The sequence below is a fragment of the Pseudomonas peli genome (genome assembly GCF_050563605.1).
GTDB lineage: Bacteria > Pseudomonadota > Gammaproteobacteria > Pseudomonadales > Pseudomonadaceae > Aquipseudomonas > Aquipseudomonas peli_A.
The window spans coordinates 17747-42164 of record NZ_JBNXUH010000016.1; the positions used below are offsets into that span (position 1 = coordinate 17747).

Below are 24418 nucleotides of genomic sequence, written 5' to 3' on the forward strand. Positions count from 1 at the left end.
GGAGAAGATTTGTTGCACTCCCGAGACATCCAAAGCGCAGGTGCTCGGGTATAACCCTTGGCACGCTCACACACTCAGGAACCCAGTGCATGGCGCAGCCGCTGTTTGATTACGAAAGCCATCTGGAAGCCTGCGCCCGGCAGGACGACCGCGCATTCCAGGCGCTCTACCAACAGGAGGCTGCGCAAATGCTCGGGTTGGCCATCACCCTGCTCGGCCGCCGTGATCAAGCTGAGGACTGCGTGCACGATGCCTTTGTGCAGATCTGGCGCAACGCCCAGCGTTTTCAACGAGCGCTTGGCAGCGGCCGTGCGTGGATCTACAGCATCCTGCGCTACCGCGCGCTGAATCAGCTGCGCAGCCGTGGTCGCACGGTGGAGATGGATGACGACTTTATCGAGCGCGCCGCCGACGACAGCCCACAGGCTGCCGAACTGCTCGAGCAACAGGGCGAACAACGGCAACTGCGCCGCTGCCTGCAAAGTATCGAACGCAACCGCCGTCACCCGATCCTGCTGGCCTTCTATCGCGGCCTGACCCATGAACAGATTGCCAACCGCCTGACTACGCCGCTGGGCACCATCAAGGGCCGTATCCGCGCCGGTTTGCGCGCACTGCAGGAGTGTTTGCAAGCATGATTACGCAGCAACCTGCCGAACGCCGCGCATTGATCGGCGAATACGTCCTGGGCCTGCTCGACGAAGCCGAAACCGCTGAGGTGCGCGAGTTGATCGAGCACGACAGCGAAGCCGCGCAAATGGCCCTGCAATGGCAACAGCACTTTCTCGAACTGAGCGATCAGCTGCCGCCGCAAACACCCTCTGCGCAGTTATGGCAACGCCTGCAGGACAGCCTCGGCCTGACACCAGCCGTAAGCCGGGTAAACAGCTGGCTGACCTGGTGGCAAAGCCTGACCACCTGGCGACTTACCAGCGCCGCCCTGGCGCTTGCCTTGATCGTCGCGCTGCTGCCTAACCTCTGGCGCACAGACATGGCTGGAGATAGCTACACCGTGGTGCTGCAAGCCCCGGGTGAAGCAGCCAAGCCCGGCTGGGTGGTGCATGTCGATGGCGAAGGTGGTTTGCGCCTGCAACCACTGCTGGAAGATCAAATCCCGGCCGACCGCTCGGTGCAGTTCTGGACACTGATCGATCCAGCCATCGGCCCACGCTCCCTGGGCTTGGTCGAACCGGGTAAACCGCTGCAGCTGTCTGCCGAACAGATTGGCCCGGTACAAACCGGCCAGCTGTTCGAACTGACCCTGGAACCGGCAGGCGGCTCGCCGAAGGATCGACCAACCGGCAAGGTGCTGTATATCGGCCGCGCGGTGATGGCCTCGGCCAACTGACAGGGTTTAAGCACGCCGCCGAATTTATTTTCCGGCGGCGACATCCAGACGTTCTCTCGTGGGTATAGCTATCAGGTGTTTCATCGAGGCACCTGCAAGGCGGACCTTAGAACCTGTTCACGGTCTAGCGAGCTAGAGCCATACAAGGCGAAAACAAGCGAGGACGCGGAGTTTACGAACTGTAAATGAGCAGTCCGAGCTTGTTTTTAACGCAGTAGGGCCGACGCGCAGCAGATCGTGAGCAGGTTCTTAGCCAGCCTTGCATCGATGCTGGATTACTACAGATGAGAGGACGCTTATGAACAGGCTCAATACCCTGCTGACCACCGCCGTTGCCACTGCCACCCTCAGCCTTGCCGCCGGCACTGCCAGCGCGGCCACGCTGCTGGCACTGGGTGCCGACGGTCAGCTGTTCAAGATCGACAGCGCCAGCCAGAAAATCACCGCAAACATGGCTGCCAGCAGCCCAAGCCCGCTGCGCGGCATCGATGTGCGCCCGGCCAACGGCATGCTCTATGCGCTAGGCAGCGACAATCAGCTTTACACCCTGGACCTGGCCACTGGCGCAGCCAGCAAGGTCGCCAGTCTGAACAAGCAGCTGCCAGGTAGCGGCCAGGCGGTCATCGACTTCAATCCGGTCGCCGATAAGCTGCGCATGCTCGCTGCCGATGGCACCAGTTTTCGCGTCAATGTCGAGACCGGTGAAGTGGTAGTCGATGGCAGCGTGGCCTACGCCGCAGAAGGCCCCTACGCCGGTAAAAGCGCCCAGGTAGTAGCGGGTGCCTACAACAACGCTTATGCCGGCACCCAGGCCACCGCGCTGTATAACGTCGACCTGGCCAGCAGCAGCCTGATGCTGCAAAACCCGCCGAACGATGGCATTCAGCAAGCCGTGGGCAAGATCGTTGATGGTCTGAAAAATGCGGCCCTGGATATCGCCAGCGACGGCAAAGGTGGCAACACCGCCTACCTGCTGACTGGCACCACGCTGCATACCCTGGATCTGGCCACGGGTAAACCGACCACCCTGGGTGAAGTTGCCGACCTGCCGGGCAATATCATTGATATCGCCGTGTTACCAGGTATGTAAATCCGCATGCGGGAAGGCCGCCCGGCCTTCCCGCTCGCTACTTATTTGGCGAAGGTTTCCGCAAACAGATCATCCATGGCCTTGAAGGCGCGCGCGGCCACCACTGGGTGGTACTCATTGCGCCCCGGCACATTGGCCACCGGGCTGGTGAAGGAATGCACCGCACCGCCGTAACTGACCAGTTGCCAATCGGCTTTGGCCGCTTTCATTTCCGCAATAAAGCCATCGACCTGTTCCTGCGGCACCGCCGGATCGTCCGCGCCATGCAGAACCAGAACCGGCGCCTTGATGTTCTGCGCGTCATTCGGATTAGGCGTATCCAGGTTGCCGTGGAACGAGACAAAGCCTTTCAGATCGGCGCCGGAGCGAGCCAGTTCCAGCACCGCACCGCCACCGAAGCAGAAACCAATCGCCCCCAGTTTGCTGACATCCAGCGCCACTTGCGCAGTTTGCGCCTTGAGCACCTCCACGGCAGCTTGCGCACGTTTGCGCATCAGCGGCCGGTCGCCACGCACCAGGGTCGCAGCGGCCTTGGCTTCATCGGCATTGGTCGGGCGCACGGCCTTGCCGTACATGTCGGCCATAAACACCACGTATTTATCGCCAGCAGCGCGGGCGGCCTTCTTCGCCGAATCCTCGGTAACGCCCAGCCAGTTGGGCACCACCAGCAGGCCTGGACGTGGCGTGGTCACCGCATCGTCGTAGATCAGTAGACCCTCGAAGGCTTCACCGTCGATCTCATAAGGCACCGGTTTAACCACCACGGCAGCTTCGGCGACACCAACCAGACCGGCCAGCGCCAAGGGTAAAAGTGATTTTTTCATCGCCCCGAATCCCTCTTGAATGAGTAGTCCTCAACAGTAGCCTCTGTGCGCGCCGCGCCAAGAAAAAAGCCCGCTTGCGCGGGCTTAATTCTTTACGGCAGGTGTCAGGCAGACAGCTCGACCAGCAGCTTGTTCAGACGCTGCACGTAAGCGGCTGGATCTTTCAGGTTATCCCCGGCAGCCAGTGCGGCCTGATCGAAGAGGATATGGCTGAGGTCGGCAAAGCGATCTTCATCGGCCTCACCATCGAGCTTCTCGATCAGGGGGTGGCTTGGGTTGAATTCGAAGATCGGCTTGGACTCCGGGACCTTCTGTCCACTGGCTTCGAGAATCTGGCGCATCTGCAAGCCCAGGTCCTGCTCACCAATGGCCAGGATAGCCGGCGAGTCGGTCAGGCGATGCGATACGCGCACCTCAGCGACCTGCTCACCGAGTGCGGTTTTCAGACGCTCAACCAGGCCTTCTTTGGCTTTGGCGACTTCTTCCTGAGCCTTCTTGTCTTCTTCCGAATCCAGCTTGCCGAGGTCCAGATCGCCACGGGCCACGTCGACAAAGTGCTTGCCGCCAAACTCGGTCAGGTAGCTCATCAGCCACTCATCAATACGGTCGGTGAGCAGCAGTACTTCGATGCCTTTCTTGCGGAACACTTCCAGGTGCGGGCTGTTCTTCACCTGGGCGTAGGACTCGCCAGTCAGGTAGTAAACCTTGTCCTGACCTTCGGCCATGCGCGCGATGTACTCGCCCAGACCAACGTTTTGCTCGCCATCTTCGGTGCGGGTAGAGGCAAAACGCAGCAGGCCGGCGATCTTCTCCTTGTTGGCGAAGTCTTCTGCCGGACCTTCCTTGAGCACCTGGCCGAAGTTCTTCCAGAAGCTCTTGTAGTGCTCGGGCTCGTTCTTCGCCAGTTTTTCCAGCATATCCAGCACGCGCTTGGTCAGCGCCGACTTCATCGAGTCGATGATCGGATCTTTCTGCAGGATCTCGCGGGAGACGTTCAGCGACAGGTCGTTGGAGTCGACCACACCCTTGATAAAGCGCAGGTACAGCGGCAGAAACGACTCGGCCTGGTCCATGACGAAGACACGCTGCACGTAGAGTTTCAGACCACGCGGTGCTTCACGCTGATACAGATCGAACGGCGCACGCGCCGGAGTGTAGAGCAGCGAGGTGTATTCCAGCTTGCCCTCAACCTTGTTGTGGCTCCAGCTCAGCGGGTTCTCGAAATCGTGGCCGATGTGTTTGTAGAACTCCTGGTATTCCTCGTCCTTGATCTCGGTACGCGGACGAGTCCACAGGGCACTGGCGCGGTTGACGGTTTCCCACTCGACTTCCGCTGGTTTGTCCTTCTCTTCGCCGTGGAACTCCTTCGGCAATTCGATCGGCAAGGCGATATGGTCGGAGTACTTCTTGATGATATTGCGCAGACGCCAGCCATCGGCGAACTCGTCTTCAGCCGCTTTCAGGTGCAGCACGATACGGGTACCGCGCTCAGGCTTTTCAACGGTGGCAACTTCAAACTCGCCCTCGCCTTTGCTCGACCAATGCACGCCTTCACTGGCCGGGCTGCCGGCGCGGCGGCTGAACACATCAACCTTGTCGGCGACGATGAAGGCCGAGTAGAAGCCCACGCCGAACTGGCCGATCAGGTGCGAATCCTTCTTCTGGTCGCCGGTCAGGTGCTGCATAAAGTCGGCGGTACCGGACTTGGCGATAGTGCCCAGGTGGGTGATCGCGTCTTCACGGCTCATGCCGATGCCGTTGTCTTCGAGGGTGACGGTCTTGGCGTCCTTGTCGAAGCTGACACGGATTTTAAGGTCAGCGCCGCCTTCGAGCATTTCCGGCTTGGCCAGCGCCTCGAAGCGCAGCTTGTCGGTGGCATCCGATGCGTTGGAAATCAGCTCACGAAGGAAGATTTCCTTGTTCGAATACAGCGAATGGATCATCAGGTGAAGCAGCTGCTTCACCTCGGTCTGGAAGCCCAGGGTTTCTTTTTGAGTTTCCACACTCATGCTCTCTTACTCCACGTTGTTGACGAAGCCGCAGTGCGGCGGATGTCATACAGGTGGGGGCATGTTGTGGGATTTCAAGTGTTTGGCTGCAGCTTGCCTCAGGGCTCAAGCAACTCGATACGGGTAATCTCTTCCGGCAGCAGGCTGTAGCTGACCTCGCCCTGCCCGCTCATGCGCTGACGCAGGATGATCCGCCCGTCCTGGTCGATACCATGGAAACGCCCCTCGGCGCTGTTACCGCGCTCGGTGGTCGCGCGCATGCTGAGGTTTTCATAGCGGTTGGGGCTGCGCAGCAAGCCGTCGAGACTGAAGCGCACGCGCCGATCCAGAGGCCGGCTGACTCGCTCCGGAACAACCGCCGCTACTGCAGCCGGTTTGGCTTCGGCAACAGGTGGTGCAACTGCGCTAGGCAATGCTGGAAAACTATCGGCAGCGACCTGCCAGCCACGTTTGTCCTGCTTCTGCAGCAGGATCGGCAACTGCTGCAGTTCACCGTTTATCTGCGCCTGGACGTTCAGATCAACCCTCTGCAGAGGGAAGTTCAAGTTGCCAATTGGCAGCAACTCAACCCGGCGAGTGGCAAAGCGGCGCTCCAAGTAGTCCTGAATCACGTGGCTGACGGTATCGACCGAGTCGAACTGGCGATCCACTTTATCGCCCTGGTAACGCAGGCCGTTGCGGAACAGCTCAAGCTTGCCGCTCAGGGTGGTCTTGAACTGCGGCGGCAGTACCAGGTGGAAATCACCGGCCAGCTTGTTCGGCGGCACCGGCTGCAGATCCAGATGCAGGGTATAGCCACGGCTCAAGCGCCGCGCTTCGGGTAACTCCTGCTCAGGCAGTAACCAGCTGATTTCCACTTCCGGCAGTATGCCTTCATCGGCCGGCAGCACATCGACCCGCACCGGCCCCTTGTCGACTTTAGGCAGGCGGATCACCAGCTCGCTCTGGGCGAAGAAATCCTGACCCTCACGCAAGCTCAATACGCCATCGAGCAACTCGGCCTGTTGCGGCGCGAATGGCCGGCCATTCAACTCGCCGCGCAGATCGATAGCCAGCTCGGCCGGTGCCTGCACCTCGGGCTTGAGCCACTTGAGGCTGAGGATGGCCTCCAGACGCTGCGCATCATGGTTGGCCAACAACGTCAGGCCGACCACCAGCGGAATAATCCCCAAACAGGCCAATATCACGGCCGGCCGCGCCGAACGCCAGTGACGCAACACATACAGCAAGGTGAACGGCGGGATGAAACTGGCCCAGCCCCACAGAAGGCCGGTAGCAAAGGCGCGCATCACCAGCCAGACCAACCCGGCGAGTATCAGCAGCAAGCCACCCAGAATCAGCAGCGCATCCATTCAGTATTCCTTAGCGATGGTTAAACGAGTGGTTATCCGCCGGGCCGGCATACCTCAAGGCTCATCGACCTTGAAGTGCGCCCGCGCCGTGGCAATCGGCTCGGTCTGGTTGGTTTGCCAGGCGGTGATGGCCACGTTGGCGACCCGGCGACCCTGTCGCCACACCTGGCATTGCACGAAGGTGTCACGATAATGGCCTGCGCGAAGGTAATCTATCGAGAAGTCGATGATTTTCGGCAAATGTGGAATGCCCATAAACATCAGCAGGTGAAGCATCGCCGAGTGTTCCATAAAGCCGGCGATCACCCCGCCATGCAGCGCAGGCAAGGTCGGATTACCGATATTGTCCTGGTTGGCCGGCAGGCGAAACACCATGTCATCGCCAAGACGCAGACACTCGATACCAAGCAATTTGGCATAGGGAATCAGGCTGATCAGTGGGTCGTAGTTATTCTGCTCGTGGGCTTCGCGCACCAGCTGGTTGAGGTTTAGCGTGCTCATTGGCTGCCTCCCTGAACACTGCTGGTAACCGGTTTGCCGCTCTGCACATGTTTACCCATGCGCATAAACGCGCCGACCACATGGGCAATCGGTTCGTCGGGGTTGTCCTGGTAGGCATAACCACGGGTGAAGATGATGTTCTCGGTCACCCGGTAGCATTCAGCGAAACCAAATACATCCTTGTTCGGCTCGGCCGGGCGCATGTAATCGATGCGCAGGTCGAGGGTCGGGCAGATTTCGAACTCAGGCAACACACACACGGTGGAAATGCCGCAGGTGGTGTCCATCAACGTGGTGATCGCGCCGCCATGGATCACCCCGGTTTCCGGGTTGCCGACAATCTGCGGGCTGTAGGGCAACCGCAGGGTCAGGCCCTCAGCGGTGGCATCCTGCACCTGCAGGCCCAACACCTGGCAATGGCGCAGTACCGAGAGAAAGCGCTGGGCGCGCTCTAGAACAGGGTTGGTGCTCATCATGAAGCCTCGAGATACCTACGTAAAACCGCGCATGATAACGCCGAGCACTGTGAACGGCACACTTGGATACGCTTCACATGACCTGAACTTATTGGCGCTTGGCTCTCTCGAAAATATGTAATGTCATTTTCCCAAGGAGAACACCATGCAGAAAACAGTCGCTTATGCCTTCATGCTAGCCGCCACACTGGGTCTTGCCGCGTGCGATAAGCCTTCCGAAGATACGCGCGAAGACGCCCGCGAGGCTCAATCGGAAGCACAGGAATCGATGAACGACGCGACCGAGCAAAGTAATGAAGCGGCCAAGCTGGAAGCTGAAGCCGCCCGGGAACGCGCTGAAGAAAACCGGGAGGAAGCCGAGGAAGCAAACGAGCCGGTGCCAACGGCCCCGATCACTCCGGCGCCGACCAATCAAACCAATCAGTAACCGCTACTGATTCACCTTGCCCGCGGTCTACCCGCGGGCTTTGTTTTTCTGCAGCCGGGAACTTCGTTTCACTTGATAACTCCAAGTAGCACGGATGAGGCCACATGCCATCATCCGCATCACACATGGAGACGTAACCGTGCAAAAACCTTTCACCTATGCCCTGCTTCTTGCCGCCATGCTTGGCCTGGCAGCCTGCGAAAAAACCCCGGAAGACAAATTGGAGTCAGCCAAGGAATCCGCTGCTGAAGCCATTGAATCCATGGGTGATGCCGCTGAAGATACCGGCGAAGCCATCGAGCAGAAAGCCGATGAAGTGATGGGCACCGAGCCAACCGCTGGCGAGAAAATCGAAGATGCTGCCAATGATGCAGCTGATGCCATTGACGATGCTGGCGATGAAGTCAAAGACGCTGTCGACGGCCAGTAAGCCTTCCAGCTGAAACAAACAAGCCCGCTTAATGTGGGCTTGTTTGTTTATGGCGCAATCAAAGCGCCGGCGTAAGCATCAGCAGCAGGCTACACAGCAGCCCGACCACCCAGACCACACTGCGCTGCCAGTGCAGGTCAGCCCAGTAGAAAAACAGATACAGCACCCGCGCCACAACGAAGGTCACCGCCAATACATCCACCAGAATGCCGTGGTTATTGGTCACGTGCGCCATCAGCACGCCTACGGCAAACAGCGGAAACGCTTCAAAACTGTTCAGGTGCGCGGCCAGTGCACGCGCGCCAAAGCCGGTCAGACGCGCTTGCTGGGCACGTGGATGGTGATTGTCGTAATGACCGTCACCCTCCTTCGCCATGGCCTTGGCCACTGGGGCCTTGGCGATAAAGATCAGTAATGCGCTGATAAAGATGCACCAGAATGGAATGCTCATTCGCTTTTCTCCTTGGGCGATTCGAACGCCGGGGTCTGGGTGTAGACCATTACTTCCAGTACATCGGAATGAAACTCGCGGCGGTACAACACCAATACCACACCTGCGCTGACCAGCATGAAAAACCATGGGTTGATAAACCAGGACAGGGTTGCCATGCCGAAGTAATAGGCGCGCAAACCTTGGTTGAACTGGTTGGCGGCCATCGAGATCACCCGCGCGGTGCGTTCGGCAAAGGCTTTGCGTTCCTGCTCCGTGACATGCCGCTCACCCACCATCGGCGCAGAACCCACCAGTACGGCGGCGAAGTTGTACTGGCGCATGCACCAGCTGAAGGTAAAGAAGGCGTAGACGAACACCACCCCCAGGCACAGCAGTTTGACCTCGGACAGCTCGCGGCTGGCGGCCTGGACAAAGGGCAGATCGGCGAGCAGCGATACTGCGCGATCAGAGGCGCCGAGCACGGTCAGAATACCGGCGAGAATGATCAGCGTACTGGAAGCAAAGAACGAGGCGTTGCGCTCCAGGTTGCCGATCACGTTGGCATCGGCGATGCGGTTATCGCGTAGCAGCATGCGGCGCATCCAGTCTTCGCGGTACAGGTGCAGCACGCTGGCCAGGCATGGCGTGGTGCGGCCCTTGGCCTGGGCATAACGGGTGTAACCGGCCCAGCAGACGACAAACCAGAGAACGGCAAGCAGGTGCGGTAGGTAGTAGTCACTGATTGGCATGCAAACTCCTTGTTAACCTGCGCCGATTATAGACAGGCCTGGCTTTCAGCTGGCCAACAAAAAGGCCGCTCAGTGAGCGGCCTGGGGTAAACAACAGAGGCTAAACAGCAGAACTTAGGCTGCGGCGGTTTTCGGCGCGCCCAACATGCGGTCCACTGCAACAGCGAGGGCCAAGGTCAGCAGCACCGGCAACAGCCAGCCGAGGCTCTGGTCCGCCAGCGGCAGTTGGCTGAAGAAGCTCGGGATCAGCGCCTTGCCGCCGGCTGCGGCAATACCGTCAACCAGGCCAAACACCAGGGTGACCGCCATCACCGGGCGGAACACCCGCGCCGGCGAACACCACAGGTCATCCAACAGGCTCAGCGCCACCAGCACGATGGCCAGCGGGTACAAACCGACCAGTACCGGAATCGAAAAGCTGATCAACTGCGTCAGCCCCTGGTTGGCCACCAGCAGGCTGAACACGCCAAACGCGATCACCACCGTACGGTAGGAAACCGGCAACAGGCCGCTGAAGAACTCACCACAAGCCGTCAGCAAACCCACCGCGGTGGTCAGGCACGCCAGGGTAATAACCACGGCCAGCAGCAAGCTGCCAGCGGTACCGAAGGTGTGCTGCACATAGGCGGTGAGAATCTGCACGCCATTCTGCGCTTCACCGGCAATGCCCTGACTGGTCGCACCGAGGTAGAACAGCGCCAGGTACACCAGCGACAGGCCCACTGCAGCGATCAGGCCGGCAATCACCGAGTAGCGGGTAATCAGCTTGCTGTCGGTCACGCCATGATCGCGAATCGCGGTGGCGATCACGATGCCGAATACCAGCGCGCCGAGGGTATCCATGGTCAGGTAACCCTGCAGGAAACCCTGCACAAAGGGCGTGCTCTGGTAATCAGGCGATACCTGGCCGATCTCCCCCGCCGGGATCAGCAGCGCGGCGCCGCCCAATACCAGCAACGCCGCCAGCAGCACCGGGGTGATGTACTTGCCGATGCGATCAACTAGTTGCCCAGGATTAAGGGACAGGAACAGCACCGCCGCAAAGTAGGCCAAGGTATAAAGCAGCAGCGCAGTGCTGCTATTACCGCTGAACGGCGCGACGCCCATTTCGAACGACACCACCGCAGTGCGCGGCGTAGCGAACAGCGGGCCGATGGCCAGGTAAACCGCGACCGCAAACATTACGCCCGCACGCTTGCCCAGCGGCGCGGTGAGTAGCGCCATACCGCCACCTACGCGCGCCAGGGCGACGATGGTCAACAGCGGTAAGCCAACGCCAGTGAGCAGAAAGCCCAGCGCCGCCAGGCCGATGTTCTCACCCGCAGCCATACCGGCGCTGGGCGGAAAGATGATGTTGCCAGCGCCCAGGAACAGCGCAAAAGTCATAAAGCCGAGGGCCAGGAGATCCGAGCCTTTCAAACGAGTCATAGAAGGGAATACCACAGGCAGAAGGTTAAAAGTTCCGAGGGTTTCCCGATGGATCGGGGGAAACGTCACCCAGCCGGTTAAGCGGGGCCACTGCAGCACCCTGAGCCGCTTGTGGCGGAGCAGGCGCTAATAGTTGCAAGCCTAACGAAATTGGCACGCCAGCGGCACTGGCACAGGTCAGGCTGTCGGACTGGTGAAAAAAGCTGTCGCATCGACAACAGTTCATCCCTGGCCGCAATAAAAAAGGCCACCCGAAGGTGGCCTTTTCTCAGGTCAAAAAGCCTTAGGCTTTTTTCACTTCCCAACCGGTCAGCTCGGCCAGGGCCTTGCCGATGTCAGCCAGGGAACGCACGGTTTTCACACCGGCGTCTTGCAGGGCTGCGAACTTCTCGTCTGCAGTACCCTTGCCGCCGGAGATGATTGCGCCGGCGTGGCCCATACGCTTGCCCGCCGGAGCGGTCACACCAGCGATGTAGGACACCACTGGCTTGGTTACGTTGGCCTTGATGTAGGCAGCAGCTTCTTCTTCAGCCGAACCGCCGATCTCACCGATCATCACGATCGCTTCAGTCTTCGGGTCTTCCTGGAACAGCTTCAGGATGTCGATGAAGTTGGAGCCTGGGATCGGGTCACCGCCGATGCCAACGCAGGTGGACTGACCGAAACCGGCGTCAGTGGTCTGCTTAACAGCTTCGTAAGTCAGGGTGCCGGAACGCGACACGATGCCTACTTTGCCTGGCAAATGGATGTGGCCCGGCATGATGCCGATTTTGCACTCGCCCGGAGTGATCACGCCTGGGCAGTTCGGGCCGATCAGGACCACGCCCAGCTCGTCACACTTGACCTTGGCTTCGAGCATGTCGATGGTCGCGATGCCTTCGGTGATGCAGACGATCAGCTTGATGCCGCCCATGGCCGCTTCAAGGATCGAGTCCTTGCAGAACGGAGCCGGAACGTAGATCACGCTGGCGGTGGCGCCAGTCTGCTCAACTGCTTCACGCACGGTGTTGAACACCGGCAGATTCAGGTGAGTGGTGCCGCCTTTGCCCGGAGTCACGCCGCCAACCATCTTGGTGCCGTAGGCGATGGCTTGTTCGGAGTGGAAAGTACCCTGCGAGCCGGTGAAGCCCTGGCAGATAACTTTGGTGTCTTTATTGATCAGGACGCTCATTACTTGCCCTCCGCAGCTTTGACGACTTGCTGAGCAGCGTCGGTCAGGCTGGTTGCCGCGATGATGTTCAGGCCGCTTTCTGCCAGGACTTTAGCGCCCAGCTCAGCGTTGTTGCCTTCCAGACGAACGACAACCGGGATTTTCACGCCGACTTCTTTCACTGCACCGATGATGCCTTCGGCAATCATGTCGCAACGAACGATACCGCCGAAGATGTTCACCAGTACGGCAGCAACGTTGCTGTCGGACAGGATGATCTTGAAGGCTTCGGTCACGCGCTCTTTGGTTGCGCCGCCACCTACGTCGAGGAAGTTGGCTGGCTTGCCGCCGTGCAGGTTGACGATGTCCATGGTGCCCATGGCCAGGCCAGCACCGTTGACCATGCAACCGATGTTGCCTTCCAGCGCTACGTAGTTCAGTTCGAACTTGGCAGCGTGGGCTTCACGCGGATCGTCCTGGGATGGATCGTGCATGGCGCGCAGCTTAGGCTGACGGTACATGGCGTTGCTGTCGATGTTGATCTTGGCGTCGAGGCAATGCAGGTTGCCGTCAGCCTTGATCACCAGCGGGTTCACTTCCAGCAGAGCCAGGTCATAGTCCTGGAACAGCTTGGCCAGGCCAACGAAGATCTGAGTGAACTGCTTGATCTGATCACCTTCCAGGCCCAGCTGGAATGCCAGCTCGCGGCCTTGGAACGGCTGAGCGCCGACCAGCGGGTCGATGGTCGCCTTGAGGATCTTCTCAGGGGTGTCGTGCGCAACTTTCTCGATGTCCACGCCACCTTCGGTGGAAGCCATGAACACGATGCGACGGCTGGAACGGTCAACGACCGCGCCTAGGTAGAGTTCCTTGGCGATGTCGGTGCAGGACTCGACCAGGATCTTGGTCACTGGCTGACCGTTGGCATCTGTCTGGTAAGTCACCAGACGCTTGCCCAGCCAGTTGGCGGCGAAGGCTTTGGCGTCTTCTTTGTTCTTCACCAGCTTCACGCCGCCCGCTTTACCGCGGCCACCAGCGTGGACTTGAGCCTTGACGACCCACTCGGTGCCACCGATTTTTTCGCAGGCTGCTGCGGCTTCTTCCGGGGTGTCTACCGCGAAGCCCTTGGATACGGGCAGGCCGTATTCAGCGAACAGCTGCTTACCCTGATACTCGTGGAGATTCATGCTTGTCTACCGTCTTCGTTTAGGTATTGCGCATACGGTGCTGCACTTGTGATGCCGCACCACCTGTGACTGCTTCTGGAGCAATCCGGCTGACGTTCCGCGCAAAACCTGAGCTGTACGCGGGCAGTCGGCCGTGGTTCTTCCTGTTGAGCTGCACCTTCACCGGTACACAACGCCGGTGAAGGCATCCGCTCAAACAAACAACGACTTAACGCTTGCTGTTAACGCTTTTTACGGTTGGCGATGTGGATGGCATGGCCATTCACTGCCAGAGCAGCTTCGTGCAGCGCTTCGGACAGCGTCGGGTGGGAGAACACCATCATCCCCAGATCCTCGGCGCTGGTGCCGAATTCCATACCGATTGCACCCTGCTGAACCAGTTCGGCAGCGCTTGGGCCGATCACGTGAACACCCAGTACGCGGTCGGTCGCGGCATCCGCAATCACCTTGACGAAGCCGCCAGTGTCGTTGGCCGCCATGGCGCGACCGCTGGCTGCGAACGGGAAGGTGCCGACGTTAACGGCAACGCCTTCGGTCTTCAGCTGCTGCTCGGTTTTACCAACCCATGCGATTTCCGGGTGGGTGTAGATAACCGATGGGATCAGGTCGTAGTTCATCTGGGCTTTGTGGCCGGCGATGCGCTCGGCAACCATGATGCCCTCTTCCGAGGCTTTGTGAGCCAGCATCGCGCCACGCACCACGTCACCAATGGCGTAAACGCCCGGTACGCTGGTGGCACACTGGTCGTCAACGAAGATGAAACCACGCTCGTCCATGTCGACGCCGCTATCGGCCGCCAGCAGGTCGGTGGTCACCGGACGACGGCCGACTGCAACGATCAGCTTGTCGAACACGATCTTCTGCTCGCCTTCGGCGTCGGTGAAGTTGACGGTAACCTGCTTCTTCTTCACTTCCGAACCGGTAACGCGAGCGCCCAGACGAATGTTCAGGCCCTGCTTGGTCAGGGTTTTCAGCGCTTCTTTGGCGACCTGCTCATCGGCAGCCGGGAGGAACTTGTCCAGAGCTTCCAGCACGGTGACTTCAGCACCCAGACGAGCCCAGACCGAACCCAGTTCCAGACCGATTACGCCAGCGCCGATCACGCCGAGCTTCTTCGGTACGCTCTGGAATTCCAGGGCGCCGGTGGAGTCAACGATCACGTCCTGATCAACCGGAGCCGGCGGAATGTCGATCGGCTTGGAGCCGGAGGCCAGAATCACGTTCTCGGCTTCGACGATCTGCGTCTTGCCGTCGGAACCGGTGACTTCAACCTGCTTGTTCGCCAGCAGCTTGCCGTGACCTTCGAGCAGCGTCACGCCATTCGACTTGAACAGGCCGGCGACGCCGCCGGTGAGGTTTTTCACGATGTTGGCCTTACGGCCGATCATCGCCGGGATGTCGATGGTGACGCTTTTGGCTTCGATACCGTGAATGGCAAAGCCTTCGTGCGCTTCGTGGTATTTCCAGGAGCTGTCCAGCAGCGCCTTGGACGGAATGCAGCCGACGTTCAGGCAAGTACCACCGAGCGCAACCTTGCCCTCTTTATCCTGGTACTTCTCGATGCATGCAGTCTTCAAGCCGAGCTGAGCTGCTTTGATGGCGGCTACATAGCCACCAGGGCCGGCACCGATGACTACCACGTCGAATTTCTGGGTCATAACGTATTCCTTCTCGAATAAACCGGACGGCCCTGGTTACAGAGCCGCCGTGGGAGAAACTGGCTTTTAGATATCCAGCAGCAGACGCGCCGGGTCTTCCAGCAAGTTCTTGATGGTCACCAGGAAGGTCACGGCTTCCTTACCATCAATCAGGCGGTGATCGTAGGACAACGCCAGGTACATCATTGGGCGGATAACCACCTGACCATTTACGGCCATCGGACGCTGGATGATGTTGTGCATCCCCAGAATCGCGGCTTGCGGCGGGTTGACGATCGGCGTCGACATCATCGAACCGAAAGTACCACCGTTAGTGATGGTGAAAGTGCCGCCGGTCATTTCTTCGATCGACAGCTTGCCGTCTTTGGCTTTCTTGCCAAAGGTGGCGATGCCGTTCTCGATTTCAGCCAGGCTCATCAGCTCGGCGTTACGCAGCACGGGAACTACCAGGCCACGATCGCTGGATACGGCAACACCGACGTCGGCGTAGCCGTGGTAAACGATGTCGGTACCGTCGATCGAGGCGTTGACTGCCGGGAAGCGCTTCAGCGCTTCGGTAGCGGCCTTGACGAAGAACGACATAAAGCCCAGACGCACGCCGTTGTGGCTCTTCTCGAACAGGTCTTTGTACTTCGAGCGCAGCGCCATAACTTCAGTCATGTCGACTTCGTTGAAGGTGGTCAGCATGGCCATGGAGGACTGAGCCTCGACCAGACGCTCGGCGATCTTGGCGCGCAGACGGGTCATCGGCACACGCTTCTCGGTACGGTCGCCGGTGGCGAATACCGGTGCGGCAGCAGCAGGCGCAGCAGGCTTGGCGACAGGTGCAGCAGCCGGCGCGTTCTTCTTCGCTTCAACGGCAGCAACCACGTCTTCCTTGGTTACACGACCACCTTTGCCGGTGCCAGCAATGCTGTTCGGGTCGATACCGTTTTCTTCGGCGATCTTGCGTGCAGCTGGGGAAAGGATCTGATCGTCGCCTGCGGCAACGGCCGGCGCAGCGGCGGCAGCGGCAGGTGCAGCAGCCTGAGCGGCAACGGCTGGTGCAGGAGCAGCAGCGCCGCCCTCGCCCAGGGTGCCCAGCAGTTCGTTGCTGAGAACGGTGTCGCCTTCATTCTTGATGATTTGCGCGAGGACGCCATCGGCCTCGGCCAGCACTTCGATCACTACTTTGTCGGTTTCGATGTCGACGATCAGTTCGTCGCGCTTGACCGCATCGCCCGGCTTCTTGTGCCAAGTGGCCACGGTGCCGTCGGCAACCGATTCCGGGAAAGTAGGGGCTTTGATCTCGATAGCCATTGTGTGTGGTTCCTTAAATTCGGTTTCTTCTAGCAGGCGGCCCAGTTGGCCGCCTGTTGCGCGAAGGCGTTAAACAGTAAAGGCGTCTTGCAGGAGTTTTTCCTGCTGTTCGGCGTGCATCGATGCATAACCACAGGCAGGTGCGGCAGACGCATCACGACCGGCGTACTCGAGGAACAGCGCTTTCTTGTGCGCTGTCGCCACGCGACGCATGTGATGCTGACTGCAGTACCAGGCGCCCTGGTTCATCGGCTCTTCCTGACACCAGACGATGTGCTTGAGGTTCTTGTACGGGGCAAGTGCCTCGGCCAGATCATCTTCCGGGAACGGATAGAGCTGCTCGATACGCACAATGGCGATGTCTTCGCGGCCTTCGTTGCGGCGTTTCTCCAGCAAGTCGTAGTAAACCTTGCCGCTGCACAGAATCAGACGCTCGACTTTCTTCGGATCGATTGCATCGATCTCCGGAATCACGGTCTGGAACGAGCCTTCGGCCAGATCTTCCAGGGTCGAGATGGCCAATTTGTGGCGCAGCAGCGACTTCGGCGTCAATACGACCAATGGCTTGCGTAGCGGGCGAATCACCTGACGACGCAGCAAGTGGTAGATCTGCGCTGGGGTAGTAGGTACGGCAACCTGCATGTTGTGCTCGGCGCACAGCTGCAGATAACGCTCCAGACGCGCCGAGCTGTGCTCAGGCCCCTGCCCTTCATAACCGTGCGGCAGCAGCATGGTCAGACCGCACAGACGGCCCCACTTGTGCTCGCCACTGGAAATGAACTGGTCGAATACCACCTGGGCACCGTTGGCGAAGTCGCCGAACTGCGCTTCCCAGATCACCAGCGACTGCGGCTGGGTGGTGGCATAGCCGTATTCGAAGGCCAGTACGGCTTCTTCCGAAAGGAAGGAGTCGTACAGGTCGAAACGCGGCTGCCCCTGGTAGAGGTTCTGCAGCGGCAGGTGGGTGCCGGCGTCCTTCTGGTTGTGCAACACCGCGTGACGGTGCGAGAAGGTGCCACGGCCGATGTCCTGGCCGGTCATGCGGATTGGGTGGCCTTCGAACAACAGGGTGGCGTAGGCCATGGTTTCGGCGTAGCCCCAGTTGATCGGCAAGGCGCCTGCGCTCATCTTCTGGCGGTCTTCGAGAATTTTCGCGACCTGGCGCTGAACCACAAAGCCCTCTGGAATTTCCAGCAGCTTGTTGGACAGTTCCTGCAGGGTTTTCAGCTCGAAACGCGTGTCGTGACGCGCGGTCCAGGCGTGGCCCAGGTATGGACGCCAATCAACGAAGAGTTCCTTGTTTGGCTCTTTAACCAAGCTCTTGACCACATGCTGACCGTTATCCAGCGCAGTGCGGTACTCGTCGATCTTGGCTTGCACGTCATCAGTAGATTGACGCGCCGCAGCGGTCAGCACGTCGGCATACAGCTCACGGGTGGTGCGCTGCTTGCTGATCTGCTGATACATGATCGGCTGAGTGCCGTTCGGCTCGTCGGCCTCGTTGTGGCCGCGGCGGCGGTAGCAGACCAGGTCGATAACCACGTCACGCTTGTACTGCATGCGGTAATCGACAGCCAGCTGGGTCACAAACAGCACCGCTTCCGGGTCATCACCGTTAACGTGCAGGATCGGCGCCTGGATCATCTTGGCAACGTCCGTGCAGTACTCGGTGGAACGCGAGTCCAGCGGGTTGCTGATGGTGAAGCCGACCTGGTTGTTGATCACGATATGGATGGTGCCGCCCGTCTTGAAGCCACGGGTCTGCGACATCTGGAAGGTTTCCATGACCACACCCTGACCGGCGAATGCCGCGTCACCGTGCAGGGAAACCGGCAGTACTTTCTCGCCAATGGCGTCATTACGACGGTCCTGACGGGCGCGTACCGAGCCCTCGACCACCGGCGAAACGATCTCCAGGTGGGACGGGTTGAACGCCATCGCCAGGTGCACTTCGCCACCAGCGGTCATCACGTTGGAGGAGAAACCCTGGTGGTATTTCACGTCACCGGAAGACAGGCCTTCAGTTTTCTTGCCTTCGAACTCGTCGAACAGGTCGCGCGGATTCTTGCCGAAGGTGTTGACCAGCACGTTGAGGCGACCACGGTGGGCCATGCCGATGACGATTTCTTTGGTGCCGTAGGAGCCGGAACGCTGGATCAGCTCATCGAGCAGCGGAATCAGGCTCTCGCCGCCTTCCAGACCGAAACGCTTGGTGCCTGGGTACTTGGTACCGAGGTACTTCTCCAGACCTTCAGCTGCAGTCAGACGCTCGAGCAGGTGGCTCTGCACGTCAACCGAGAATTGTGGACGACCACGTACGCTTTCCAGACGCTGCTGGAACCAGCTGCGCTGCTCGGAATCGACAATATGGGTGAACTCGGCGCCAATGGTGCGGCAATATGTCTGCTGCAACGTATCGCGAATTTCGCGCAGAGTAGCCTCTTCCTTGCCAATGAACAGCCCACCGGTACGGAAGGTGGTGTCCAGGTCGGCATCGGTCAGACCATAGTGATTGATTGCCAGATCAGCCGGCGCAGGACGTTTCCAGAGGCCAAGCGGATCGAGCTGGGCAGCCTGATGGCCGCGCATGCGATAAGCCTGAATCAGGCGCAGCACTTCGACTTGCTTTTTCTCGTGCTCACTGCTGACGCTACCAGCGGACACCGGTTGGGCGCGGCGCTGATTTTTAGCGAGCAGGACGAAATGATCGCGAATCGTAGAGTGCGATACGTCTGTGGCGGCGCTGCCGTCAGTCGGCAACTTCTGGAAGTAAGTGCGCCACTCTTCTGGCACAGCGTTGGGATCGTGCAGGTAAAGCTCATAGAGCTCTTCCACATAGGCAGCGTTACCACCGGATAGGTGGGCACTGTCCCACATGCGCTGCATCACGCTTTCTTGCATGCTTGGTCACCCTCGGTAAGGGGACACCACCGGCGAAGAAACCGCATGGCCGTCAGTCCTGAAGCAGCGACTGGTAAGCCACTACGGATCCCGCAGATAGTCCGGGCACCAGCCCGGATGCCCCTGCTGGTCGTCATATTTTTCAAATTAAGAACCACCGCTTTGTGAGCAGCAGCCCTGGCTAAAACTACGGCGCTGGGTTGAAAGCAGCGCCGCAGGTGTTACAGGTCTAGCAAACAACCGTGAATCAGGTACCGCTCTGCAGCAACATGTTGCGTACGTGGCCGATTGCCTTGGTAGGGTTGAGACCCTTAGGGCAAACGTTCACGCAGTTCATGATGCCGCGGCAACGGAACACGCTGAACGGATCATCCAGCGACGCCAGACGCTGTTCGGTCTGAGTATCACGGCTGTCCGCCAGGAAACGATAAGCCTGCAGCAGCGCAGCTGGGCCGAGGAACTTGTCTGGGTTCCACCAGAACGACGGGCAGCTGGTGGAGCAGCAAGCGCACAGGATGCACTCGTACAGACCGTCCAGCTTCTCACGCTCTTCCGGCGACTGCAGACGCTCGATGGCCGGAGCCGGCGTATCGTTCTGCAAATATGGCTGCACCTTCTCGTACTGCTTGTAGAAGATGCTCATATCAACAGCCAGGTCACGGATGACCGGCAGGCCAGGCAGCGGGCGAATCACCAGCTTGCCGCCTTTGAGGCCGGCAGCCGAGATAGGCGTGATGCAGGCCAGGCCATTCTTGCCGTTGATGTTCATGCCGTCGGAACCGCACACGCCTTCACGGCAGGAGCGACGATAGGAGAAACCCTCGTCCTGTTCCTTGATCAGCGCCAGCACGTCAAGAACCATGATGTCCTTGCCGCCGGTGTCGACCTGGAAATCCTGCATAAACGGAGCAGCATCTTTTTCCGGGTTGTAACGATAAACGCTTACTTGCAACAGATTGGCTTGCGACATATCAGGCACCCTTAATAAGTCCGGACCTTGGGTTCAAACGCTGGAACTGTCTTCGGCGAGAAGTTGACCGAACGCTTGCTCACGCGCTTTTCACCTGGGATATACAGGGAGTGGCACAGCCAGTTTTCGTCGTCACGTTCTTCGAAGTCTTCACGAGCGTGAGCACCACGGGATTCTTTACGAACCTCGGCAGCGATCGCGGTGGCTTCAGCCACTTCGAGAAGGTTTTGCAGTTCCAATGCTTCGATACGCGCAGTGTTGAATGCCTGGCTCTTGTCCGCGATCTTGACAGTCGCGATCCGCTCACGCAGGTCGGCCAGTTGGGCGATGCCCTTCTGCATGTACTCACCGGTGCGGAACACACCGAAGTAATTCTGCATGCAGTTTTGCAGCTCTTTACGCAGCGGCGCGACATCTTCGCCGGTGGTGCGTTCGTTGACACCCGCCAGACGCTTGAGCGACAGCTCGATGTCGGTTTCGCTGGCACCACGGACTTCCACGCCTTCTTTCAGCGCTTTTTCCAGGTGAATACCGGCGGCACGACCGAACACCACCAGGTCGAGCAACGAGTTGCCGCCCAGACGGTTGGCACCGTGTACCGATACGCAGGCCACTTCGCCTACAGCGAACAGGCCTTCGATGATCTTGTCGTTGCCGTTGGCATCCTGAGTGATGGCCTGACCATGAATGTTGGTCGGCACGCCGCCCATCATGTAGTGGCAGGTCGGAATCACTGGAACCGGAGCAACCACCGGGTCAACGTGGGCGAAGGTCTTCGACAGCTCGCAGATGCCTGGCAGACGACTGTGCAGCACGTCTTCGCCGAGGTGATCGAGCTTGAGCAGTACGTGGTCCTTGTCCGGGCCACAGCCGTTGCCGGCGAGTACTTCTTTAACCATCGAGCGCGCTACTACGTCACGACCGGCCAAGTCTTTGGCGTTCGGCGCATAACGCTCCATGAAACGCTCGCCATGGGCGTTGATCAGGTAACCACCTTCACCACGGCAACCTTCAGTAACCAGTACACCAGCGCCGGCGATACCGGTCGGGTGAAACTGCCACATCTCGATGTCCTGCACCGGCACGCCAGCACGCAGGGCCATGCCCACGCCGTCACCGGTGTTGATCAGGGCGTTGGTGGTGGAAGCGTAGATACGACCCGCACCGCCAGTGGCCAGAACCACGGCCTTGGAGCGGATATATACGGTTTCGCCGGTTTCGATGCAGATGGCGATGGTGCCAACTACGGCGCCGTCCTGGTTCTTCACCAGATCGACCGCGTACCACTCGTTAAGGAACGAGGTGCCAGCCTTGAGGTTGGCCTGGTACAGAGTGTGCAGCAGGGCGTGACCGGTACGGTCAGCCGCAGCGCAGGTACGCGCAGCCTGAGTCGGGTTGTTCGGGCCTTTGGACTGACCACCGAACGGACGCTGATAGATGCGACCCTGCTCAGTACGGGAGAACGGCAGACCCATGTGTTCCAGTTCAAATACGGCTTCCGGACCCACGGAACACATGTATTCGATAGCGTCCTGGTCACCGATATAGTCGGAGCCCTTGACGGTGTCGTACATGTGCCAGCGCCAATCGTCGTTCGGATCGGCCGAAGCGATGGCGCAGGTGATGCCACCCTGAGCGGAAACAGTGTGCGAGCGGGTCGGGAAGACCTTGGTCACTACTGCGGTTTTATGACCACCCTGAGCCAACTGCAGTGCAGCGCGCATACCCGCGCCGCCGCCACCAACAATGATGGCGTCATAAGAAAGAGTGCGAATGCTTGTCATGGATCAGTTACCCCAAAAAATCTGCACGCCCCAGACGAAGAACGCGAACATGGCAACGCCACACGCAGCCTGGAACAGAAAACGCACGGCAGTCGCCCACTTACCCAGCGCCATTGGCGTCAGGTAATCGGTGGAAATTGTCCACATGCCAACCCAGGCGTGAACGCTGAGCGCCACCAGGGTCAACAGGCTGAAGATACGCATTGCGTTATTGGAGAACAGTGCCTGCCATTCGGCATAACCCAGACCCGGGTTACACAAGATAAAGCCAAGCAGAAACAGCACATAAGCCGCGAGGACGACAGCAGATACACGCTGCGCCATCCAGTCATAAAGACCCGAACGCGAGAAATTCGTGACGTTGGTTACCATATCCACACCCCCAGCAGCACGATCACGATCGTCGACACGACGAGAACGATTTTCGAACCCAGCTTGCCGCCTTCCAGCGTCTCACCGATGCCCATGTCCATGATCAAGTGGCGTACACCGGCCACCAGGTGGTACAGCAGAGCGGACAACAGACCCCAAATCACAAACTTGGCCAGCGGGCTGGTCAAGCATTCCTGCACCTGGGCAAAGCCCTCTGCGGACGACAGCGACTTGTCGAGGCCATACAGCAGAATGGCGATACCGACAAAGAGGATGACACCGGAGATACGGTGAAGAATGGACGTGTAAGCAGTGATTGGGAGTTTGATAGTCCTAAGGTCTAGGTTTACAGGTCTTTGGCTATTCACGGCTTTTTTATCACACTGAGAGCCCCTAACTATCAGGGCAAAGTTGTCGGGAAGTGCACTGGTCAGGTACCCATCACCCAAGGAGTGACAACTACCAAAAGACAGGCTAAAGCCCTTGGTAGCTGGGCGCAGAGTATAGACAGTTAGGTTACTAATGACAACGCAAAGGCCCCTACCTAAAAGCGCATTGCACACCTCTAATAAATGGCGTAAAGAGCCGCTTTAAAAGCCCGAAAACAACCCGCAAACCCTTCTGCCGCCTGGGTTTTCGCAAATTGACATTCGAATTTATCTCACTATAGTGGTGCGGGCCCTGCGTGGGGGGCAGTCAGATGATTTCAAGCATAACTAGGAGGCCAAACATGGCTGACAAAAAAGCGCAGTTGATCATCGAGGGCGCAGCCCCCGTCGAGCTGCCCATTTTAACCGGCACCGTTGGTCCCGATGTAATTGACGTGCGGGGCTTAACCGCCACGGGCCGTTTCACATTTGATCCTGGCTTTATGTCCACCGCCTCGTGCGAGTCGAAGATCACCTATATCGACGGTGACCAGGGCATCCTGCTGCATCGCGGCTACCCCATCGAACAGCTGGCAGAGCAATCCGATTACCTGGAAACCTGCTACCTCCTGCTCAACGGTGAACTGCCGAACGCAGAAGAGAAAGCCAAGTTCGTTAGCACCATCAAGAACCACACCATGGTTCACGAGCAACTGAAGACCTTCTTCAACGGCTTCCGCCGTGACGCTCACCCGATGGCCATCATGTGCGGTGTAGTCGGCGCCCTCTCTGCCTTCTACCACGACTCCCTGGACATCAATAACCCGCATCACCGCGAAGTGTCGGCCATGCGCCTGATCGCCAAGATGCCAACCATCGCCGCCATGACCTACAAGTACTCCATGGGTCAGCCGATGATGTATCCGCGCAACGACCTGAACTACGCGGAAAACTTCCTGCACATGATGTTCAACACCCCGTGCGAGATCAAACCGATCAGCCCGGTGCTGGCCAAGGCCATGGATAAGATCTTTATCCTGCACGCCGACCATGAGCAGAATGCCTCTACCTCTACCGTACGTCTGGCTGGCTCCTCGGGTGCCAACCCATTCGCCTGTATCGCAGCTGGTATCGCCGCCCTCTGGGGCCCAGCGCACGGCGGTGCCAACGAGGCCGTACTGAGCATGCTGGACGAGATTGGCGATGTTTCGAACATCGACAAGTTCATCGCCAAGGCCAAGGACAAGAACGATCCGTTCAAACTCATGGGCTTCGGTCATCGCGTTTACAAAAACCGCGACCCGCGCGCCACCGTGATGAAGCAGACCTGCGACGAAGTACTGAAAGAGCTGGGCATCACCAACGATCCACAGCTGCAGTTGGCTATGCGCCTGGAAGAGATCGCCCTGACCGACCCGTACTTCAAAGAGCGCAACCTGTACCCGAACGTCGACTTCTACTCGGGCATCATCCTCAAGGCTATCGGTATTCCAACCAGCATGTTCACCGTGATCTTCGCCCTGGCGCGGACCGTCGGCTGGATCTCGCACTGGAAAGAAATGCTCTCCAGCCCGTACAAGATTGGCCGTCCGCGCCAGCTGTACACCGGCTACCCGCAGCGCGACCTGAAGAAGTAATTCAGTTCTCGCCGCACAAAAAGGC

The 24418-nt window shown here is 59.1% G+C and carries 23 protein-coding genes; 6 read left to right on the top strand and 17 right to left on the bottom strand.

Features of this window, described 5'->3' with window-relative positions; genetic code table 11:
* The first annotated feature begins 89 nt into the window (after positions 1-89).
* The 3 genes from ACQ4LH_RS16905 to ACQ4LH_RS16915 all read left to right on the top strand — a co-directional run bounded on the left by ACQ4LH_RS16905 (position 90) and on the right by ACQ4LH_RS16915 (position 2438).
* Positions 90-638, top strand: a complete 549-nt coding sequence (locus tag ACQ4LH_RS16905) for a sigma-70 family RNA polymerase sigma factor (protein WP_430698272.1) — start codon at positions 90-92, stop codon at positions 636-638.
* A complete protein-coding gene (locus tag ACQ4LH_RS16910) occupies positions 635-1348 on the top strand; it encodes an anti-sigma factor (RefSeq protein ID WP_430698274.1) in 714 nt (237 codons plus the stop codon). Before ACQ4LH_RS16905 ends, ACQ4LH_RS16910 begins: the two co-directional genes overlap by 4 nt.
* 298 nt (positions 1349-1646) lie before the next feature.
* Positions 1647-2438 (top strand): DUF4394 domain-containing protein, encoded by a 792-nt coding sequence (locus tag ACQ4LH_RS16915; protein ID WP_430698276.1) that lies wholly within the window; start codon positions 1647-1649, stop codon positions 2436-2438.
* Positions 2439-2479: 41 nt separating this feature from the next.
* On the opposite strand, the gene ACQ4LH_RS16920 is transcribed toward ACQ4LH_RS16915, so the two are convergent.
* The 5 genes from ACQ4LH_RS16920 to ACQ4LH_RS16940 form a co-directional block, all read right to left on the bottom strand.
* Positions 2480-3262, bottom strand: a complete 783-nt coding sequence (locus ACQ4LH_RS16920) for a dienelactone hydrolase family protein (RefSeq protein ID WP_430698278.1) — start codon at positions 3260-3262, stop codon at positions 2480-2482.
* Between the two features lie 104 nt (positions 3263-3366).
* Positions 3367-5271, bottom strand: a complete 1905-nt coding sequence (gene htpG, locus ACQ4LH_RS16925) for a molecular chaperone HtpG (RefSeq protein WP_430698280.1) — start codon at positions 5269-5271, stop codon at positions 3367-3369.
* A 98-nt stretch (positions 5272-5369) separates the two neighbouring features.
* Positions 5370-6623: an MFS transporter gene (locus ACQ4LH_RS16930; RefSeq protein WP_430698282.1), complete on the bottom strand. Its 1254-nt coding sequence runs from the start codon at positions 6621-6623 to the stop codon at positions 5370-5372.
* Between the two features lie 54 nt (positions 6624-6677).
* Complete coding sequence (locus ACQ4LH_RS16935) at positions 6678-7124, bottom strand: PaaI family thioesterase (RefSeq protein ID WP_090386159.1); 447 nt, start codon at positions 7122-7124, stop codon at positions 6678-6680.
* Positions 7121-7597, bottom strand: a complete 477-nt coding sequence (locus tag ACQ4LH_RS16940; RefSeq protein ID WP_430698285.1) for a PaaI family thioesterase — start codon at positions 7595-7597, stop codon at positions 7121-7123. Before ACQ4LH_RS16940 ends, ACQ4LH_RS16935 begins: the two co-directional genes overlap by 4 nt.
* A gap of 148 nt (positions 7598-7745) precedes the next feature.
* Here ACQ4LH_RS16940 and ACQ4LH_RS16945 point away from each other — a divergent pair, with 148 nt between their 5' ends.
* Positions 7746-8027 (top strand): hypothetical protein, encoded by a 282-nt coding sequence (locus ACQ4LH_RS16945; RefSeq protein ID WP_430698287.1) that lies wholly within the window; start codon positions 7746-7748, stop codon positions 8025-8027.
* Between the two features lie 139 nt (positions 8028-8166).
* Positions 8167-8457: a hypothetical protein gene (locus ACQ4LH_RS16950; protein WP_430698289.1), complete on the top strand. Its 291-nt coding sequence runs from the start codon at positions 8167-8169 to the stop codon at positions 8455-8457.
* A 58-nt stretch (positions 8458-8515) separates the two neighbouring features.
* Here the strand turns inward: ACQ4LH_RS16950 and ACQ4LH_RS16955 are convergent, their stop codons facing one another.
* The 12 genes from ACQ4LH_RS16955 to sdhC all read right to left on the bottom strand — a co-directional run bounded on the left by ACQ4LH_RS16955 (position 8516) and on the right by sdhC (position 22756).
* The gene (locus tag ACQ4LH_RS16955) at positions 8516-8908 is read right to left on the bottom strand and encodes an MAPEG family protein (protein ID WP_430698291.1); all 393 of its coding nucleotides are present in this window, start codon (positions 8906-8908) and stop codon (positions 8516-8518) included.
* Positions 8905-9639: a DUF599 domain-containing protein gene (locus ACQ4LH_RS16960; protein WP_430698293.1), complete on the bottom strand. Its 735-nt coding sequence runs from the start codon at positions 9637-9639 to the stop codon at positions 8905-8907. The genes ACQ4LH_RS16955 and ACQ4LH_RS16960 overlap by 4 nt, the downstream gene beginning before the upstream one ends.
* A 114-nt stretch (positions 9640-9753) precedes the next feature.
* Complete coding sequence (gene brnQ / locus ACQ4LH_RS16965) at positions 9754-11067, bottom strand: branched-chain amino acid transport system II carrier protein (RefSeq protein ID WP_430698295.1); 1314 nt, start codon at positions 11065-11067, stop codon at positions 9754-9756.
* Between the two features lie 283 nt (positions 11068-11350).
* The gene (gene sucD / locus ACQ4LH_RS16970) at positions 11351-12238 is read right to left on the bottom strand and encodes a succinate--CoA ligase subunit alpha (protein WP_090242057.1); all 888 of its coding nucleotides are present in this window, start codon (positions 12236-12238) and stop codon (positions 11351-11353) included.
* Positions 12238-13404, bottom strand: coding sequence for an ADP-forming succinate--CoA ligase subunit beta (gene sucC, locus ACQ4LH_RS16975; RefSeq protein WP_090253289.1), 1167 nt, complete (start codon positions 13402-13404; stop codon positions 12238-12240). The genes sucD and sucC overlap by 1 nt, the downstream gene beginning before the upstream one ends.
* Before the next feature lie 221 nt (positions 13405-13625).
* Positions 13626-15062, bottom strand: coding sequence for a dihydrolipoyl dehydrogenase (gene lpdA, locus ACQ4LH_RS16980; protein WP_430698298.1), 1437 nt, complete (start codon positions 15060-15062; stop codon positions 13626-13628).
* A gap of 66 nt (positions 15063-15128) precedes the next feature.
* Positions 15129-16361 (bottom strand): 2-oxoglutarate dehydrogenase complex dihydrolipoyllysine-residue succinyltransferase, encoded by a 1233-nt coding sequence (odhB, locus tag ACQ4LH_RS16985; RefSeq protein WP_430698300.1) that lies wholly within the window; start codon positions 16359-16361, stop codon positions 15129-15131.
* Between the two features lie 69 nt (positions 16362-16430).
* Entirely contained in the window at positions 16431-19262 is a 2832-nt protein-coding gene (locus ACQ4LH_RS16990; protein ID WP_430698302.1) for a 2-oxoglutarate dehydrogenase E1 component, read from the bottom strand.
* A 247-nt stretch (positions 19263-19509) separates the two neighbouring features.
* On the bottom strand, positions 19510-20217 hold the full coding sequence (locus tag ACQ4LH_RS16995) for a succinate dehydrogenase iron-sulfur subunit (protein ID WP_422582108.1): 708 nt from the start codon (positions 20215-20217) through the stop codon (positions 19510-19512).
* 26 nt (positions 20218-20243) lie between these two features.
* On the bottom strand, positions 20244-22016 hold the full coding sequence (gene sdhA, locus ACQ4LH_RS17000; protein WP_275962789.1) for a succinate dehydrogenase flavoprotein subunit: 1773 nt from the start codon (positions 22014-22016) through the stop codon (positions 20244-20246).
* 3 nt (positions 22017-22019) lie between these two features.
* Entirely contained in the window at positions 22020-22388 is a 369-nt protein-coding gene (gene sdhD, locus ACQ4LH_RS17005) for a succinate dehydrogenase, hydrophobic membrane anchor protein (RefSeq protein WP_430698304.1), read from the bottom strand.
* Positions 22382-22756 (bottom strand): succinate dehydrogenase, cytochrome b556 subunit, encoded by a 375-nt coding sequence (sdhC, locus tag ACQ4LH_RS17010; RefSeq protein WP_304867789.1) that lies wholly within the window; start codon positions 22754-22756, stop codon positions 22382-22384. The genes sdhD and sdhC overlap by 7 nt, the downstream gene beginning before the upstream one ends.
* A gap of 362 nt (positions 22757-23118) precedes the next feature.
* Between sdhC and gltA the strand changes: the two genes are divergently transcribed.
* Positions 23119-24393, top strand: coding sequence for a citrate synthase (gene gltA, locus ACQ4LH_RS17015; RefSeq protein WP_305593030.1), 1275 nt, complete (start codon positions 23119-23121; stop codon positions 24391-24393).
* The last annotated feature ends 25 nt before the right edge of the window (positions 24394-24418 follow it).

Coding starts and splice junctions, on each gene's coding strand:
- sdhD (WP_430698304.1), bottom strand. CDS start 22,388: ATGGTAACCAACGTCACGAATTTCTCGCGTTCGGGTCTTTATGACTGG.
- ACQ4LH_RS16945 (WP_430698287.1), top strand. CDS start 7,746: ATGCAGAAAACAGTCGCTTATGCCTTCATGCTAGCCGCCACACTGGGT.
- lpdA (WP_430698298.1), bottom strand. CDS start 15,062: ATGACCCAGAAATTCGACGTGGTAGTCATCGGTGCCGGCCCTGGTGGC.
- ACQ4LH_RS16940 (WP_430698285.1), bottom strand. CDS start 7,597: ATGAGCACCAACCCTGTTCTAGAGCGCGCCCAGCGCTTTCTCTCGGTA.
- ACQ4LH_RS16960 (WP_430698293.1), bottom strand. CDS start 9,639: ATGCCAATCAGTGACTACTACCTACCGCACCTGCTTGCCGTTCTCTGG.
- sucC (WP_090253289.1), bottom strand. CDS start 13,404: ATGAATCTCCACGAGTATCAGGGTAAGCAGCTGTTCGCTGAATACGGC.
- ACQ4LH_RS16935 (WP_090386159.1), bottom strand. CDS start 7,124: ATGAGCACGCTAAACCTCAACCAGCTGGTGCGCGAAGCCCACGAGCAG.
- ACQ4LH_RS16990 (WP_430698302.1), bottom strand. CDS start 19,262: ATGCAAGAAAGCGTGATGCAGCGCATGTGGGACAGTGCCCACCTATCC.
- ACQ4LH_RS16910 (WP_430698274.1), top strand. CDS start 635: ATGATTACGCAGCAACCTGCCGAACGCCGCGCATTGATCGGCGAATAC.
- ACQ4LH_RS16905 (WP_430698272.1), top strand. CDS start 90: ATGGCGCAGCCGCTGTTTGATTACGAAAGCCATCTGGAAGCCTGCGCC.
- ACQ4LH_RS16955 (WP_430698291.1), bottom strand. CDS start 8,908: ATGAGCATTCCATTCTGGTGCATCTTTATCAGCGCATTACTGATCTTT.
- sdhA (WP_275962789.1), bottom strand. CDS start 22,016: ATGACAAGCATTCGCACTCTTTCTTATGACGCCATCATTGTTGGTGGC.
- sucD (WP_090242057.1), bottom strand. CDS start 12,238: ATGAGCGTCCTGATCAATAAAGACACCAAAGTTATCTGCCAGGGCTTC.
- odhB (WP_430698300.1), bottom strand. CDS start 16,361: ATGGCTATCGAGATCAAAGCCCCTACTTTCCCGGAATCGGTTGCCGAC.
- brnQ (WP_430698295.1), bottom strand. CDS start 11,067: ATGACTCGTTTGAAAGGCTCGGATCTCCTGGCCCTCGGCTTTATGACT.
- gltA (WP_305593030.1), top strand. CDS start 23,119: ATGGCTGACAAAAAAGCGCAGTTGATCATCGAGGGCGCAGCCCCCGTC.
- htpG (WP_430698280.1), bottom strand. CDS start 5,271: ATGAGTGTGGAAACTCAAAAAGAAACCCTGGGCTTCCAGACCGAGGTG.
- ACQ4LH_RS16920 (WP_430698278.1), bottom strand. CDS start 3,262: ATGAAAAAATCACTTTTACCCTTGGCGCTGGCCGGTCTGGTTGGTGTC.
- ACQ4LH_RS16930 (WP_430698282.1), bottom strand. CDS start 6,623: ATGGATGCGCTGCTGATTCTGGGTGGCTTGCTGCTGATACTCGCCGGG.
- ACQ4LH_RS16915 (WP_430698276.1), top strand. CDS start 1,647: ATGAACAGGCTCAATACCCTGCTGACCACCGCCGTTGCCACTGCCACC.